The organism is Kribbella sp. NPDC043289 (assembly GCF_056436705.1).
Genome location: NZ_JBWKCB010000007.1, coordinates 311,625 through 327,313 on the forward strand (window position 1 = coordinate 311,625; position 15,689 = coordinate 327,313).

Sequence of the window (15,689 nt, forward strand, 5' to 3'; positions counted from 1 at the left end):
GCATCGTTCCGACGTACCCGAGAAACAATGCAGAAGGCGACTCCGGTTATGCACATATCGCCACGACTGCTCGGCGCCGGCGTTCACACCGCCGCACCCGGGAAGGACTATCCGTCGCACGCGCACACGTCCTGGGAGCTCGTGTACTACGTTCGCGGCCGGATCACCTGCCCCGTCGGCGACACGACGTACGACGCGACGCCGGGCACCGTCCTACTCACGCCACCGCACACCTGGCACGCCGAACAGAGCCGCACCGGGTACGCGAACCGCTTCCTCCAGGTCGACGCGAACCCCAACCACCCTTGGCCGAGACTCTGCTACGACGACGCCGACCACACGCTCGGCCGCGTCTTCGATGCTCTCGTCCGCGAAAGCACCCAGCCCGATACCGACGAGCTCCGCGCGCTGCTCCTCGCCGAACTGGACCTTCGCCTGCGCCGCGCGGCTTCCCCACCGCCGACGCCGACCGAGCAGCTGGTCGCGCAGGCAGAGCAACTGTTCGAGGAACGCTTCGCCGCCGGCCTGCGCGTCTCCGACGTCGCCGCCGACCTCGGCATCTCGCCGTCTGGCCTCCGCGCCGCGTTTACCCGGCTGCGCAACACCAGCCCACAGGCCGCGCTGCAGGCAGTTCGCCTCCGCCACGCGCTCGCCCACATCCGCAACTCGACGCTGCCGCTGCAGGCAGTCGCTGAGCTAACGGGGTACCACTCCGTCAGTCACCTGTCCCGCCACGTCAAAGCAGCGACCGGCCAACCACCAGGCGCCCACCGCGGCGCGTCCTAGGTCACTCCTTCAGCAGCGACCCGATCCACGCATCGACCCGCTGCCCGCGATGCACGAGCCGCTTCCGTAACTGCCCTTCCATCACGAACCCGGCCTTCTCCGCGACCCGCCGCGACGCGTGATTGCCAACCTCCGCACGCCACTCGACCAGCTCCAGCCCTCGTACGTCGAATCCCCAGCGACACACCGCTCGGACCGCCTCGGGCGCGACCCCACGCCCACGGGCTGCCGGCGCGGTCCAGTACCCGACTTCCGCCGTACCGTCGCCTCGCATCCCCAACCCGACCCGCGCGAGCCGCTCCCCCGTCGCCGCGTCCTCGACCACGAACTCGGCCCGCTGCCCGCTCACCGTCTGCGCGATCGCGAGCTGCTCGACGAAGTACCGCGCATGCTCCATCCGGTACGGCGACGGCACCTGGACGAACTGCTGCACCGCAGGATCCTGCGACACCTCGAACACCCACGCGATGTCCTCGGTCGTGAACGGCCGCAGGATGAGACGTTCCGTCGTGATCCGCATCAGCGCTCCGACTTCACGAGCTTCATGGTGATGCGTGAGTCGACGCGCGCGATGGCGGGGTCGCTCAGCATCGTCACCGGTACCGTGGCATGTCTCGTCCTGACCAACTTCGTGATGCCTGCCTAGGAGCTAGATGGCCTACTTCGAACGGGTGGACGAGTTCGCGTACCGCGCGACCAGCCATGTCGGTGGGGCCTGGGATACCGCGACGCAGCACATCGCGCCTGCGCTCGGACTGCTCGCGCATGTGGTCGAATGGGATCGAGACGCGCGGCGGAGTGACGGGCTGGTGATCGGGCGGTTGTCGTACGACATCCTCGGGACGTTGCCGGTCGACGTGGTGGAGGTCGCGGTCCGGGTCGTGCGGCCCGGGCGTACGGTCGAGCTGGTCGAGGCGACACTCAGCCACAACGGGCGGGACGCCGTACTGCTGCGTGCTTGGCTGATGCAGCCTGGCGACACTGCTCGTCTCGCCGGCACCGCGTTTCCGTCCATCACGCCGGTCGAGGACATGCCCGAGTGGGACGCGACGACGGTGTGGCCGGGTGGGTTCATTGCCTCGGCCGAGGTACGGCGCGAGCAGGCCGAACCGGGACGAGCCGCGTTCTGGGTCCGTACGCCGATCCGGTTGATCGCTGATGAGGACGTCAGCGGTCTCGCCCGCGCCGCAGGCCTGTTCGACATCGCGAACGGGATGACGGTCCGCGGCGACCCGAAAACCGTTGCCTTCCCCAACATCGATCTGACCGCGCACTTGTTCGACGTCCCCGAGGGCGATTGGCTCGGCTTCGACACCACCGTCTCCTTCGGCCCGTCCGGCATCGGCCTCACCAGCAGCACGCTCCACGACCACCGAGGCCCCGTCGGCACCCTCACCCAAATCCTCACCCTCCGCCCGAACTGACACCCGACGAGGCGCGGCGGACGCCCGCGAAGCCGAGCCTCGCCTTCTCCCCCCGGCCCACAGTCACGCCCACTCGCCGACTCGTGCCGAACGGTCCGCCCCCGAAACCCCGAGTCGTGAACCGTGGTTGTCTTTCAGCCACCCCGAGCCACGACTCGGCGACGCGGGCGAGCCAAACGCTTCGAGTCGTGGGAGATGGTTCGGGACAGGGACTCGAGGCGTGAATCGTGGTTGGTGTTTGGCGCCTCGGTTCACGACCCGGCGACGTGGGCTGTGGGTACCGGGTGGGTAGGTTGGGGTGATGGACGAGGTGGGTGGGAGCAGTACGGCGTACTGGCCGGTGCCGGTGATTGATGCGGTCGCGATCGACTGTGAGGACCCGGACGGGTTGGGGCAGTTCTGGCAGTCGTTGCTCGGTGGTGAACTGCGGCCGGACCAGCACGGCGTGACCGAGTTGCACGGTGGTCGGGTGCGGCTCGACTTCGCACAGGTGCCCGAGGGTAAGGACGTGCGGAAGAACCGCGTGCACCTCGACCTGTATGTCCCGCCGGAGTCCAAGGAGCAGGCGATCGCCAACGCCCTGCACCTCGGCGCGACGCGGGCCGACGACATCTACGACGGCGACCTGTGGCAGTGCATGCGGGACCCCGAGGGCAACGAGTTCTGCTTCGTGTGGGGCGCGACGCACAGCTGAGTCAGTCGGCCGCGAATGCCGCCCGTACCGTCGTCACCTCGATCCCACGATCCTCGATCGCCTGGCGGATCTCCGGGTCGGTGACGATGGCCTGGTCGGAGAGCCGGTACTCCTCGGCCCACCGGTAGGTGTCCGATCCCGGTCGGTGGATTGCGCCGAGCTCCGGGTGGGCCGCGGCGCAGTGGGTTACGAGCAGGTGCACCCCGGGCGTCAGCTTGTCGAGGTACTCGAGGACCCACGTCTTCTTCGTCGCCGCGTCCCGGTCGCTCAACGTCTCGATCGACGCGAACCGCCGCGATTCCTCCGGCCCGTAGATGAACGGTTTCCCGGTCGATTCCGACACGACCTCGTACGCCGCCGGCACGGACGACCCCATGTGGAGGTCCAGGTACTCGACCTCCAAACCTTCCGCCGCGAACTTCCCCACCTGAGCTGTCAGCTCCCGCACCGCGTCATCCAGGGTGATGGCCACCGCGGCCTCGGCCACCGTACGCCGGAACGTCCCGTCGTCGCCGACCAGCGAGATCCCGTCCGTCAACGGCCGCCAGCGCAGGAAGTCCCACTCACACGTCAACGTCTGATGGACGCCGAGCGGTACGCCGAACTCCCGCGCCAGCGCCGCCGCCTCGGTGAACCAAGGACACGCCGCCATGGTCGACGCCTGCGTCACGATCCCGTCCCGGAACGCCTGCACCGTCCCCACGTTGACGGCATGACACATCCCGAAGTCGTCCCCCTGCACAACCAACCGAACCTCAGCCACGCCCGATCCCTTCATCCACAACGAAGCCATCCACGAACAAGCCCGACCACGACCGTACGTGTTTCCGGCGGCGTGGACCTACGGACCGGCGAGTTTGGTGACTTCTGGGGATTGGTTGGTGTGGAAGGCGCAGGCGCGGGGGTAGGAGGCGAGGCAGCCGCGGGTGGTCATCAGGGCGGTGTAGTAGTCGATGTAGCGGAAGCCGTAGGTCTCGCCGCGGGCGAAGGCCTGGTGGCGGATCGCCGAGACCCAGCGGTAGAACGCCTCGTCGGAGATCGGGACGTAGACCGTGGGCGTGAAGCCCTCCATGTCCTCCCAGTTCTCCGCGTGCATGATCGTCCGTACGCCGTGCCGCGGCAGCTCGGCGAGTTTCGCGGCCAGTTCGGGGTACGGCGTCATCGCGGCGAAGTCGTCCGTCGACTCGACGGGCAACCCGGCCAGGAAACGAGCGCGTTCCGCCAGCACGGAGGTGTGCTCGTGGTCGCGGTGGATGGAGTGTTTCCAGTGGGTGATGATCGTGTCGGGCTGCTTCTCGCGGATGATCCGGGCCAACTGCAGCGCGACGTCGTCGGTGTCGGGCAGGAACCCGTCGCTGTGGTCCAGGACCGCGAAGTCCGCACCGATCGCTTCCGCGAACGCCGTACCCTCGGCGATCTTCTGCTTCTTGTACTCGGCCGGCGAGAGCCGCGGGTGACCACGCTCGCCCGGGGTCAGCGCGACGATCGTCGTGGCCGCGCCCTCCAGCGCGAGCTTGGCCAGCGTCGGCCCGGCGGTCAGGTCCATGTCGCCGATGTGGGCGCCGATGGCGAGCACTGTTCTGGTCACAAGGGTCTCCTCATTTCAGGCCACTGAGTACGACGCCACGCACGTAGTACTTCTGGAAGATCAGGAACACGACCAGCACCGGGAGCGTGCTGATCACCAGGCCGGCCATCACGATCGGCATCGTGCGGTCCGGGTCGAGGAAGCTCTGCAGCAACTGGATGCCGACCGGCAGCGTCTGCAGATCGGGGTCGGACGACGAGATCAGCAGCGTCCAGATGTACTCGTTCCAGGTGCCGATGAAGGTGATCAGCCCGAGTGTGATCGCGACGGGTTTGGTCTGCGGCAGGACGATCAGCCGCCAGGTCTGCCACTGGTTGGCGCCGTCGATCTTGGCTGCCTCGAGCATCTCGTCCGGCAACGAGACCATGAACTGGCGCATCAGGAAAATCCCGAAGCCGCTGACCGTGAACGGCAGGATCAGCGAGATCAGGCTGGTCGTCAGCCCGCCGTCGCCGCCGCGCCCGAGGATGTCGTTACCGCCGGCGAGCGGCCAGTTGAGCATGATCAGGAACGTCGGGATCAGCAGCAGGAACGGCGGCAGCATCATCGTCGCGAGGATGAAACGGAAAATCACGGCGCGGCCGCGGAAACGCAGTTTCGCCAGTGCGTACCCGGCCATCGCGGACGTGATCAGTACGGAAATCGTCACGCTGACCGTGACGATCACGCTGTTCCGGAACAGCCGCGGCAGCTCCAGCTGCGCGAAAGCCTCGCGATAGTTGGAGAAATCCCAGTGCGAGGGCAGGAGCCGGTACGGAATCACGCCGTACTCGCCCGGGCCCTTGAAGGAGCTCATCACCATGTCGAGGAACGGCATCACCATCGCGACGCCGCCGAGGATCACCACCAGGTACGCGAACCACGGAAACTTTCCGCGCCGTTTCACGAGGTCTCCTCTCCGCGCCGCCGGGCGATCCACAACTGCAGCAGGGTGATCGCGAGGATGATCACGAACAGCACCATCGCCATCGCGCTCGCCGTGCCCCAGGCGCCGTACTTGAAGGCCCGTTGGTACATCTCGAAGGCCGCCACGTTGGTCGCGTTGACCGGTCCGCCATCACCCGTCATCACGATGATCAGCGCGAACGACTGCAAGCCGCCGATGAACTGGGTGATCAGCACGAACAGCAGCGCCGGCCGTAGCAGCGGCAACGTGATCGACCAGAACATGTTCCACGAGTTGGCGCCGTCGACCTCGGCCGCCTCGTAGTACATCTCGGGGATCGCCTTCAAGCCCGCCGTGAGGATCAGTACGGCGCCGCCGATCGACGCCCATGCGTGCACGATCGTCACAGACGGCAGCGCGTACGACGAATCGGACAGGAAACCGATGCTGTTCACACCGAGCTTGTTCAGCACGCCGTTGATCAGCCCGGCCGGCTGGTACATCATCTTCCAGACGTTGCCGATGGCCACCACCGTGGCGACCACCGGCAGGAAGTAGAGCACCCGCCAGAACCCCTGGAACGACAGCCGGTCGATGCAGTAGGCAACCAGTACCGAGCCGAACGTCGCCAGGAAGACGGATCCGAAGGCGAACAGCAATGTGTTCACCAGGATCGGCTTCACGAACGTCCCGTCGAAGCTCAGGACGTCGCCGAAGTTCTTGAACCCCGCCCACTTCAAGGTGCCGAGGTCGAACCCGCCCCAGTCGGAGAACGCGAGCACGATCGCGAAGATGAACGGCAGGATCAGGAACACCGTGAAGAACAGCAGGGCCGGCGTCAGGAACAGGTACGCCGCCCGCCCCTCGCGATGGAGCTTCCCGACCTGGCGGGCCGGTGCCGCGACGGCACCGACCCTCCCGACCGCGGTCGTCATTGCGGTTTGACCGCCTTCGCGGCCTGCGCCAGCGCGTCGTCGGGGTTCTTGCCGTCGGCAAGCACGCCCATGATCGCGTTGTGCAGCGCCGTCTTCGCCTCGTACGCGCCCGGCTGGTTCGGCTCCGGCATCGCGTACGTCGCCGCGTCGTAGATCGGCGCCAGGTTCGGGTCGGACAACGTTTTCTTGTACTCCGCCTGGTCAGCGGTGCGCGGCGGGATCAGGCCCTGGTCGGCCAGCCACTTTCCGGTTTCCGTGACGTTTCCGCTGTCGGCCTTGTGCTCGTTCATCCAGGTCAGGAACTTCCACGCCTCGTCGGCGTGCTTGCTGCGCTGGTTCACGCCCATGAAGAACCCGTACGCCAGCGAGCCTTTGCTGCCCGCGGCCGGGCCCGGGATCGCGGTCACGCCGACGTCGGAGTACTTGTCCTTCATCTGGGTCTTCAGGCTGCCGATCCACCAGCCGGCCTGGATCGCCATCGCGACGCCGCCGCTGCGGAACTGCTTGGTCGGCATGATCGACGGGTTGGTCGCCTTGGCCGCGGCCAGGTCGGCCTCGAACTTCAGCGCCGACTTCCCGGCGGCGTTGTCGAACTCCGGCGTACCGTCGGCGCCGAGGAACTTCCCGCCGGCGGAGTCGAGCAGCGACAGGAACGGGTGCACGGACTTGTTGTCGCCGTCCTGGATCAGGCTCAGGCCCTCGACCTGGATGTTGCCCTTGGCATCCCGCTTGACGGTCTTCTTGGCCGCGTCGGCGAGCTCGGCCCAGGTCGTCGGCGGCTTCGTCACGCCGGCCGCGGCGAGGATCTTCTTGTTGTAGAACAGCACGTAGGTGTTCAGCTCGGTCGGGTAGCCGAGCAGCGTGTCACCGGTGGTCACCGCGCCGAGCGCGGCCGGGCTGTACTCCGCCTTGATCTTGGTGGCGATGTCGTCGGGCACCTTCTGGACGACGTTCGCCTTCATCAACTGGCCGCCCCAGAGGCCGTACGCGCTGACGATGTCCGCGCCGCGGCCGCCGGTCTGCCGCACGGTGAGCGTGGTCAGCAGGTCGTCGAACTTGACCACCTGCGCCTTCACCTGGATCTTCGGGTTGTCCTTGTTCCACTGCTGGATCATCTTGTCCAGCCCGTCCTTGGACGGCCCGTCGCTGTAGTGGCTGAGCAGCGTCAGCTCGACCTTGTCGCCGCCTCCGCCCGAACCACTGCCGCCGCCACACGCGGCAGCGCCCGTGGCGAGCACACCCAGCGCGACGGCCAGCCGCAAACCCTTGGCAATCCTCATGTCATTCCTTCCCGCCAGCCGGGAGCAACGGCGCCCGGAGGATGGTGAACGTGCGGGTGATGTCGAATCCCGTCTTCAGGTACAGCTGCCCGGCCGCGGACGCCTCACCGGTCCACAGGAACCAGGCGCTGTGTGCGCCGGCGGCGACCATCCGCTCGAGCGTCAGGTGCAGTAGCACCTTCCCGAGGCCGGTACCGCGGGATGCCGGTAGCACCCCGAACGGCCCGAAGCGGTCGATCACGCCTTCATAGGTCCCGTGCATCGCCCAGCCGAGGATCGCCCCGCCGGGTTGTGCTCGATCGGGCTGTGCTCGATCGGGTTGTGCTCGATCGGGTTGTGCTCGATCGGGTTGTGCTCGATCGGGTTGGCGCGCCACCACGATCCGATCCAGTGGTAGACCGGCGACGACGCCCTCACGAATGGCGCGCGCCCAGTCCGGGTTGAACTCCGCGCCGGCGATCGCGATCAGTGCGGTCAGCTCGTCGTCGGATGGTGTACCAAAGCTGTAGCCCTCGGCCGTCAGCGCGTCGATGCGCTTGCGCACCTCGTCCGGGATGGCATACCCGACGAGTCCGCGGTCCATCGCGACGGCGTCGTACCGGCGCTCGAAGCCCATCGAGCCGAGCAGCCGGGCAGCGTCTGGGTAGCGGTCCGCGTCGAGGCCGGGGAGGAAGTAGTTCGGCGTGTACGACGAGAAGTAGACCTCCGACCGTCCCTCGGCGCGGAGCCAGTCCGTTGCCGCGGTCAACAACGCGCGGCCGACGCCCTGGCGGCGATGGTCCGGGTGCACGAAGAAGAACGGAATCCAGCCGGAGTCCGGCTCGAGGTCGTCGGCGTCGGCCGCGATCAGCCGGCGGACCGCGTACGCGGCGCCGACGATCTGATCATTGATCACGGCCACCTGGAGACCGGCCGCGTCGAAGTTGCGATCGAGCAGGAACAGGTCGCGGAAACGCCGGTAGCTGATCGGGTCGGCCGGCGCGGCGGCCGTCCAGGCCGCGGCCAGCGCCGGCCCGTCGCCGACCTGGAACGCACGGATCATCAGGCAGGGGTCCCTTCGTAACGCAGTACGCCGGGTCGTACCCACCCGGCCGGTGTGATTGCCGCAGGCAAGAGCGCGACGGGGTCCTCGCCCGCCTCGAGGGTCTTCCGCAGCGAGTCCGAGCCCCACAACTTGTCGAGTGACGGCAGCATGCCGAAATCGTCGGCGTACAGCTCGTTCAGCACCCGGAGCATCACCAGCGCGGTCCGCACCGGCTCGAACGCGTCCCGGTCCACGACGTGCAGTTGTACGCCGGACACCGCCTGGCCGGCGTGCTTGCTGAACACCGGCTCGAACCAGGTCCGTCGGAACATCACGCCCGGCAACGCGCAGTCCCGCAACGCCGGCGCCAGCCGATCGTCGACGTACGGCGCCCCGATCGTCTCGAACGGTCGCGTGGTCCCGCGCCCCTCGCTGAGGTTGGTGCCCTCGAAGAGGCCGGTGCCGGGGTATACCAAAGCCGTGTCCAGCGTCGGCATGTTCGGCGACGGCGGCACCCACGGCTCGACACCGCGCATGTCCCGCGTCCAGCCCTCGAGTTCGACGACCGTTGCCGGGCCCAACTGCAGAGCCAGTTCGCCGGCGGTCAGCCCGTGCCGGAGCGGGATCGGCGCGCGGCCGACGAAGCTCTCGAACCCGGGCTGCAGCATCGGCCCTTCGACCCGGACACCGCCGAGCGGGTTCGGCCGGTCCAGCACGACGAACGGCTTGCCGAGCCGCGCGGCGGCCTGCTGGCAGTCGTACATCGTCCAGACGTAGGTGTAGAACCGCGTCCCGATGTCCTGGATGTCGAAGAGCAGGACGTCGACACCGGAGAACAGGTCATCGAGCTCGCGACCCTGCCGCATGTACGTGTCGAACACCGGGAGCCCGGTGTCGGGATCGACTCCCTCGCCTTCGCTCGCACCCGCTTGCGCCGTACCGCGGAGCCCGTGTTCGGGACCGAACAACGCCGTCAACGGCAGACCGGCCGCACGCAACGCGACAGACGTCGGCGTGAGGTCCGGCAGTACGCCGGTGAAGTTCGTGATCAGTCCCAGGCGCCCGTCGGGCACCAACCCCGGGTCCTCGGCCAGCCGCTGTGCGCCGGTCCGGACCACCATCGCCACCACCCAACCCAGATCGTGGATCCTGCAGGAACTGGGTTGAAAACTTACCGATGTTTTCGGGCGAAGGTCAATGGATTACGGACAACCGTTTACCAACCTCATCCGAGGAACGGGACGAGCGCGGCCAGGAAGTCGTCGAGGCGCTCGGCGTGGACCCAATGGCCGGCCTCCGGAACCTCGGCGTACCGGACCTGCGGGAAGTACTCCGCGATCGTCGCACGGTGGTCCTGCTGGACGTAGTCCGACTTGCCGCCGTAGATGAAAAGCGTCGGCCCGTCGTAGTGCAGACCCGCCAGACCGGAGGGCCACCCGGAGATCGCCGGCAGCGCCGCTTCGATGACCGGCAGGTTCGGCCGCCAGCGAGCGCCGTCGGAGTCGAGGATCAGGTTCTGCAGCAGGAAGGCGCGGGTGCCGGGGGTCGGTACTGCGTCCACCAACTGCGCGTCGACCTCGGCGCGACGGGTCACCGACGAGAGGTCGGCCGTCCGCATCGCCCGCGCGTACTCGACGAAGGCCGGCGGATACGCCACGGGCGCCGCGTCGACGACCACGAGCCGCTCCACGACCGACGGGTGCCGCAGCGCGGTGAGCATCGCGGTCTTGCCGCCCATCGAGTGCCCGACCAGCGCGACCGGCCCGACCCCGAGCGACTCGATCGTCTCCCGGACGTCGTCGGCCATCTCGGGGTAGCTCATCGTGTCGACATGCGGCGAGGTGCCGTGGTTGCGCAGGTCGAACGCGAACACCCGGTGCCGGTCCGCGAGCCGTCGGGCGGCGGTCATCCAGTTCCGGCCCGAGCCGAACAGCCCGTGCACCACCACGACCGGCGTACCAGTTTCGCCGTACGACGTCACCGGGAGCTTCATGCAGACACCTTTCAACGGCTCCGTTGCCAGCACGCCGTGTGCCAGTGCCGCCGCTCGTCCAGCGACTGCGCACCGCCGATCGCGCCGAGCAGGCTGGGATTCTCCGGCCACACGACGACGTGCGGGGTGGCCGGCAGGATCTGCTGGTCGCAGCCAGGGCAGCGGTACGACTTCGCGGACGCGGACCCTGACACCCGCCGGACGATCCACTCGCCGCCGGCCTTCACCTCACGGCTCTGGGTACCACCGAGCAGCGGCCGGTCACTGACCGGCCGCTGCCACTTGGAAGGCTTCCTGCGCGACATAGCCCCTCAAGGCTAGTCGTATGACCTGGATCACCCCGAGCTGATCACCCGAACTGATGACCCGGGCTCAGCTGCGCGCGACCGCGTACGTCGCGCAGCCGATCAGCTCCATCGACACCTGCAGGCGCTCCAGGCTGACGTTCTTCGCGATGGTGTCCTCCGGCGAGTGGTACGGCGGCTCGAGGTACGACGGCGCGAGCTCACCGCGCCACGAGAAGTTCGCGGAGTCGATCCCGACCTCCTGGAACGACTGGTGGTCGGACGCACCACGCTGCACCGGCCCGACGAGCTGAGCGTCGTACCCGAGCCGTTGTCCGGCGGCCCGTACGGCGTCGGTCGCGGTGTTGGCGAGTCCGGTGAAGGACAGCAGCCAGTAGGTGACCGCCGGGTCCCAGCTGGTGGCGACCATGTCGTTCTGGAAGACGGCGGCGTAGCGGTCGCGCTGGTCCTGGGCGAGCTGCGCGACGTGGTACCGCGATCCGATCAGGCCTTGCTCCTCCGAACCCCACAGCGCGAACCGCAACGTCGCATCGGTCGGGATGCGGCTGAAGACGCGCGCCAGCTCCATCGTGAGCACGGTGCCGGAGCCGTCGTCGTTCGCTCCCGGTGCGCCGGGGACGGTGTCGTAGTGGCCGCTGACCATCACGATCGGCCCGCTCGTGCCGGACTTGCCGCGGCGCTCGCCGATGACGTTGTTGGAGATCAGGCCTCGGTGGGCCGTCGTGCTGATCTTCAACGGCAACGCGGCGACCACGGCGAGGGCCTCACGGATCAGGCGCTTCTGGACCTGGGCGACGCCGATCACCGGGATCGGGGCGTCGGTGAGGCCGCTCGGGGAGAACGCCGAGGCGCGGCGTGGGTACACCTGGTCGGCCGGCAGCAGGATCACGCCGACCGCACCGCGCGCGGCCGCCTCCGCGACCAATGCCGGCCGGGACGCGGCAGTGTCGTCGGCGATCACGATGGAGCCGGCGACGTCGGTCGGCCAGACCGGTGCGGTCGCCGGGCCGACGTCGCGCACCGGGCCTTGCACGCTGACGTCGAGCTTGCCGCCGGGCGCGGCGCCGGCCTGCCAGCAGAGGTCGTCCGGCAGCACGCCGGTGACGTCGGTGATCTGGGCGAGGAACTTGTCGGCGACCGGGAACGGTTCGAGCCGGGTCCGGTAGCCGAACTTGTCGAGCTGGGCGGCGATGTAGTCGGCGGCGCGCTTCTCGCTCGCCGTACCGCCGATGCGTGGACCGATGTGCTCGGACAGCACCTGTAGATGCTGCAACGCGCGATCGGAGGACAGGCCCGACACGATCTGCCGGTCGAACCTGTCCAGCTTCGGCCGGGTCACCGCGCCCGGCCGAAGGTCGTCGGCGCCCCACGCGGGCGCGGCGGTCAGTGCGGAGGCAGCGGTGACACCGGCGACGGCGCCTAACAAACCGCGGCGACTCAGACCGGATCGGCCGGTCACGCGGCCTCCCGGCCTGGACTGAGGAGCGCAGGGAGCGAAGCGACTGGAGCGACGAGGGAAGGCCGGGAGTCACAGCCGCGTGACCCGCCGCGCCGGAGGCGCGGCATCAGTGCGGTCATGGAAGGTCTCCTCACGAAGGTGGGCGGCCCCGAGAGGGGAGACCGTAACCGAGGTGCGACTGAGTCGCCTAGGGGTTGTCAGGCATTGCTTCGAAGTTCCTCACCGACCGCGTGCATATGGCGCAACCCCATTCGGTACGAATCGATCAAACCCGTTGAAACGTAGGGCATTCCGATCTTCTCGCAGTACGCCCGGACGATCGGCTGGGCGAAGCGAAGGTTGGCGCGCGGCATGCTCGGGAAGAGGTGGTGCTCGATCTGGTAGTTGAGCCCGCCCATCATCCAGTCGGTCACCAGACCGCCGTTCACGTTGCGGGAGGTCAGCACCTGCTTCTCCAGGTGCCCCCAGTTGCTGTCGGCCTCGGGCATCTCCATGCCCTTGTGGTTCGGCGCGAACACACTGCCGAGGTGCAGCCCGAAGATCATGTGGTGCACGACCGCGAACACCAGCGCCTGGCCCGGCGACAGGATCAGGAACAGCGCGGTGAAGTACAGCACCAGGTGGGCGGCCATCAGGCCGAGCTCGACGCGCTGCTCGCGGCGCCGGGCGAGCAGGAACCGGATGCTCGAGACCTTGAGGTTGAAGCCTTCCAGCGTGAGCAGCGGGAAGAAGATCCGCGCCTGGTTGCGGGTCAGCCAGCCTTCGAGACCCTTGCGGCTGGATGCCTGCTCGAGGGTCCAGACCAGTACGCCCTCGCCGACGTCCGGGTCCTTGTCGGTGTGGTTCGGGTTCGCGTGGTGGCGGTTGTGCTTGTCGTTCCACCAGGCGTAGCTCATACCGAGCAGGAGGTTGCCGTGCAGCATGCCGACCCAGTCGTGCAGCCGGCGCGAACTGGCGATCTGCTGGTGACCGGCGTCGTGCCCGAAGAACGCCGCCCGGGTGGTCAGGATCCCGAGCGGCAGGGCGAGCAGGACCACCCACCAGGAGGCCCCGATCGCGGCGATCGCGGCCCAGGTGATCGCCATCAGAGTCACGTTGATACCGATCGCCATCGCGTAGGCCGCGGTCCGGCGCTCCAGTAGTCCGGCTGCCTTGATCTCGCGCAACAGCGGGGAGAAATCGGAGCGGCGGGTAGCAACAGGTGACGCGATCGGCTGAGCCATCAGGGTCCTCGTCTCGGGTGCGGTGGGAGGCCTGGGCGTACAGCCGCGGCCAACGTACAGCATCAAGTCTCGATCGCATAACGGCGCGACACACGAGTGCTACCACCCGGATCCACCGGGGGTCAGCGCCCGGGACAAAGGGGGGATAACTCCACTGCCCCGGGCCTCACGCTCGGTCATGATGGACGCATGACCACCGTCGCCGTCACCGAGGCACCGCCACCGATGCGGTACCCGAAGCTCGCCCAGCCGTGGGTCGCGCTGTTCCTCGCGATCCTGGCCGAGATCGGGATCGCCTTCTTCGTGCTGTCCGTGGTGGCCGTGCCGCTGATCGTGGTCTGGGTCGGGATCCCGATGCTGCTGGTGTTCGTCCCGGCGACCCGCTGGTTCGCGAACTGCCACCGCACGATGCTGGCCGGCTTCCTCGGCGAGCGCATCCCGCGGCCGTACAAGAAGCCCCCGCTGCCCGGCACGCTGATGCGGATCCGGACGATCATGACCGACCCGCAGACCTGGCGGGACATCGTCTGGCTGCTGGTGAACGCGGTCTTCGGGTTCACGCTCTGCCTGCTGAGCGCGGTGCTGTTCTTCGCGATGGCGTTCTACCTGGTCTACCCGCTGCTCGTCGGCGTCACCCCCGAGGGGGTGTTCACCGAGCCGTTCGGCGGCCTGTTCACGGTGAACTTCTGGACCAGCTTCCTGCTGATGCCGGTTGCGCTGATCGCGTTCCTGATCTGGACGGCGGCCGGCGAGCGGCTGCTCAAGGCGAACGCTTTCCTGGCCCGCTCGCTGCTCGGCCCGACCGAGAGCGCCAAGCTGGCGATGCGGGTCCGCGAGCTGGCCGAGTCCCGCGCCGAGACCGTCGACACCCAGGCGGCCGAACTGCGCCGGATCGAGCGCGACCTGCACGACGGCGCCCAGGCCCGCCTGGCCGCCCTGAGCATGAACCTCGGCATGGCCGAGGAGATGGTGGCCCGCGACCCGGCCCAGGCCGCGGCGCTGCTCACCGAGGCCCGGGAGTCCGCAAGTACGGCTCTGTCCGAGCTGCGTGACCTGGTCCGCGGGATCCACCCGCCGGTGCTCGCCGATCGCGGGCTGGAAGGGGCGGTCAAGGCGCTCGCGCTGACCTGCCCGTTCAAGGTCGACGTCACCTTCGACGTGCCGGGCCGGCCCGCGGCGCCGGTGGAGTCCGCGGCGTACTTCGCGGTCGCCGAGTGTCTCGCCAACGCGGTCAAGTACTCGGCCGCCACGAACGCCTGGATCCAGATCACCCACGAGGACGAGAAGCTGCACATGATCGTCGGCGACGACGGGGTGGGAGGTGCGCTCGTGAAGCCCGGTGGCGGTCTGTACGGTATCGAGCGGCGGCTGGCCGCCTTCGACGGTACGTTGACCGTGGTGAGCCCGAGCGCCGGGCCGACCACCGTGATCATGGAGCTGCCTTGCGAGTCCTCATCGCTGAAGACAACGCCCTCCTCCGGGACGGCCTGATCCGCCTGCTGGAGGCGCACGACTTCGAGGTCGTCGAGGCGGTCGACAACGGGCCCCGGCTGGTGCCCGCGCTGGTGGAGCACCGGCCGGACGTGGCGGTGGTCGACGTACGGATGCCACCGACGTTCACCGACGAGGGCCTGCGGGCCGCGATCGAGGCCCGCAGCCAGATCCCGGGCCTCCCGATCCTGGTGCTTTCGCAGTACGTCGAGCAGCTCTATGCGCGCGAGCTCCTCACCGGGGGTGGCGGTGGCGTCGGGTACCTGCTGAAGGACCGCGTCTCGAATGTCGCCGAGTTCCTGGACGGCGTTCGCCGGGTGGCCGGCGGCGGTACGGCGATGGACCCGGACGTGATCGGTCAGCTCCTGGCGCGCAGTACCAGGGACTCGCCGATCAGCCGGCTGACCCCGCGGGAGTCCGAGGTCCTCGGGCTGATGGCCGAAGGACGCTCGAACGCCGCGATCGCCGGTGCGCTGTTCGTCACCGAGAAGGCGGTCAGCAAGCACACCAACAACATCTTCGCCAAGCTCGACCTGCCGCCGTCCGAGGACGACAACCGCCGGGTGATGGCCGTCCTCACGTACTTGTCGTCCCGCTGACC

The 15,689-nt window shown here is 68.3% G+C and carries 17 protein-coding genes; 5 read left to right on the forward strand and 12 right to left on the reverse strand.

Translation table 11 applies throughout. From position 1 onward, the window contains the following. The first annotated feature begins 48 nt into the window (after positions 1 to 48). Positions 49 to 786: a helix-turn-helix transcriptional regulator gene (locus tag AC0662_RS34595; protein ID WP_478305934.1), complete on the forward strand. Its 738-nt coding sequence runs from the start codon at positions 49 to 51 to the stop codon at positions 784 to 786. Position 787: 1 nt separating this feature from the next. Here the strand turns inward: AC0662_RS34595 and AC0662_RS34600 are convergent, their stop codons facing one another. Further along, the gene (locus tag AC0662_RS34600; protein ID WP_478305936.1) at positions 788 to 1,306 is read right to left on the reverse strand and encodes a GNAT family N-acetyltransferase; all 519 of its coding nucleotides are present in this window, start codon (positions 1,304 to 1,306) and stop codon (positions 788 to 790) included. Positions 1,307 to 1,439: 133 nt separating this feature from the next. Between AC0662_RS34600 and AC0662_RS34605 the strand changes: the two genes are divergently transcribed. Together AC0662_RS34605 and AC0662_RS34610 are read left to right on the forward strand one after the other, a co-directional pair. Continuing rightward, a complete protein-coding gene (locus tag AC0662_RS34605; RefSeq protein ID WP_478305938.1) occupies positions 1,440 to 2,210 on the forward strand; it encodes a thioesterase family protein in 771 nt (256 codons plus the stop codon). A gap of 301 nt (positions 2,211 to 2,511) precedes the next feature. Next, positions 2,512 to 2,904: a VOC family protein gene (locus AC0662_RS34610; protein ID WP_478305940.1), complete on the forward strand. Its 393-nt coding sequence runs from the start codon at positions 2,512 to 2,514 to the stop codon at positions 2,902 to 2,904. A 1-nt stretch (position 2,905) separates the two neighbouring features. Here AC0662_RS34610 and AC0662_RS34615 read toward each other — a convergent pair whose 3' ends face one another. From AC0662_RS34615 to AC0662_RS34665, 11 genes are all read right to left on the reverse strand, one after another. After that, positions 2,906 to 3,667 (reverse strand): carbohydrate deacetylase, encoded by a 762-nt coding sequence (locus tag AC0662_RS34615; RefSeq protein ID WP_478305942.1) that lies wholly within the window; start codon positions 3,665 to 3,667, stop codon positions 2,906 to 2,908. 78 nt (positions 3,668 to 3,745) lie between these two features. After that, on the reverse strand, positions 3,746 to 4,492 hold the full coding sequence (locus AC0662_RS34620) for a PIG-L deacetylase family protein (RefSeq protein ID WP_478305944.1): 747 nt from the start codon (positions 4,490 to 4,492) through the stop codon (positions 3,746 to 3,748). A 10-nt stretch (positions 4,493 to 4,502) separates the two neighbouring features. Then, complete coding sequence (locus AC0662_RS34625; RefSeq protein ID WP_452203885.1) at positions 4,503 to 5,378, reverse strand: carbohydrate ABC transporter permease; 876 nt, start codon at positions 5,376 to 5,378, stop codon at positions 4,503 to 4,505. After that, positions 5,375 to 6,313, reverse strand: coding sequence for a carbohydrate ABC transporter permease (locus tag AC0662_RS34630; protein WP_478305946.1), 939 nt, complete (start codon positions 6,311 to 6,313; stop codon positions 5,375 to 5,377). The genes AC0662_RS34625 and AC0662_RS34630 overlap by 4 nt, the downstream gene beginning before the upstream one ends. Continuing rightward, positions 6,310 to 7,593, reverse strand: a complete 1,284-nt coding sequence (locus tag AC0662_RS34635) for an extracellular solute-binding protein (protein WP_452203887.1) — start codon at positions 7,591 to 7,593, stop codon at positions 6,310 to 6,312. Before AC0662_RS34635 ends, AC0662_RS34630 begins: the two co-directional genes overlap by 4 nt. A gap of 1 nt (position 7,594) precedes the next feature. Next, a complete protein-coding gene (locus tag AC0662_RS34640; protein WP_478305949.1) occupies positions 7,595 to 8,635 on the reverse strand; it encodes a GNAT family N-acetyltransferase in 1,041 nt (346 codons plus the stop codon). Further along, the gene (locus tag AC0662_RS34645; RefSeq protein ID WP_478305951.1) at positions 8,635 to 9,738 is read right to left on the reverse strand and encodes an exo-beta-N-acetylmuramidase NamZ family protein; all 1,104 of its coding nucleotides are present in this window, start codon (positions 9,736 to 9,738) and stop codon (positions 8,635 to 8,637) included. Before AC0662_RS34645 ends, AC0662_RS34640 begins: the two co-directional genes overlap by 1 nt. Before the next feature lie 104 nt (positions 9,739 to 9,842). Further along, a complete protein-coding gene (locus AC0662_RS34650; protein ID WP_478305953.1) occupies positions 9,843 to 10,610 on the reverse strand; it encodes an alpha/beta fold hydrolase in 768 nt (255 codons plus the stop codon). A gap of 11 nt (positions 10,611 to 10,621) precedes the next feature. Beyond that, a complete protein-coding gene (locus AC0662_RS34655) occupies positions 10,622 to 10,915 on the reverse strand; it encodes a hypothetical protein (RefSeq protein ID WP_478305955.1) in 294 nt (97 codons plus the stop codon). A 67-nt stretch (positions 10,916 to 10,982) separates the two neighbouring features. Next, positions 10,983 to 12,374 (reverse strand): M28 family metallopeptidase, encoded by a 1,392-nt coding sequence (locus tag AC0662_RS34660; RefSeq protein WP_478305957.1) that lies wholly within the window; start codon positions 12,372 to 12,374, stop codon positions 10,983 to 10,985. A 197-nt stretch (positions 12,375 to 12,571) separates the two neighbouring features. Beyond that, on the reverse strand, positions 12,572 to 13,597 hold the full coding sequence (locus AC0662_RS34665) for a fatty acid desaturase family protein (protein WP_478305960.1): 1,026 nt from the start codon (positions 13,595 to 13,597) through the stop codon (positions 12,572 to 12,574). A gap of 189 nt (positions 13,598 to 13,786) precedes the next feature. On the opposite strand from AC0662_RS34665, the gene AC0662_RS34670 reads away from it, so the two are divergent. Both AC0662_RS34670 and AC0662_RS34675 read left to right on the forward strand, forming a co-directional pair. After that, positions 13,787 to 15,088, forward strand: a complete 1,302-nt coding sequence (locus AC0662_RS34670) for a sensor histidine kinase (protein ID WP_452201859.1) — start codon at positions 13,787 to 13,789, stop codon at positions 15,086 to 15,088. Continuing rightward, entirely contained in the window at positions 15,040 to 15,687 is a 648-nt protein-coding gene (locus tag AC0662_RS34675) for a response regulator transcription factor (protein WP_452201861.1), read from the forward strand. The genes AC0662_RS34670 and AC0662_RS34675 overlap by 49 nt, the downstream gene beginning before the upstream one ends. Positions 15,688 to 15,689: the final 2 nt, after the last annotated feature.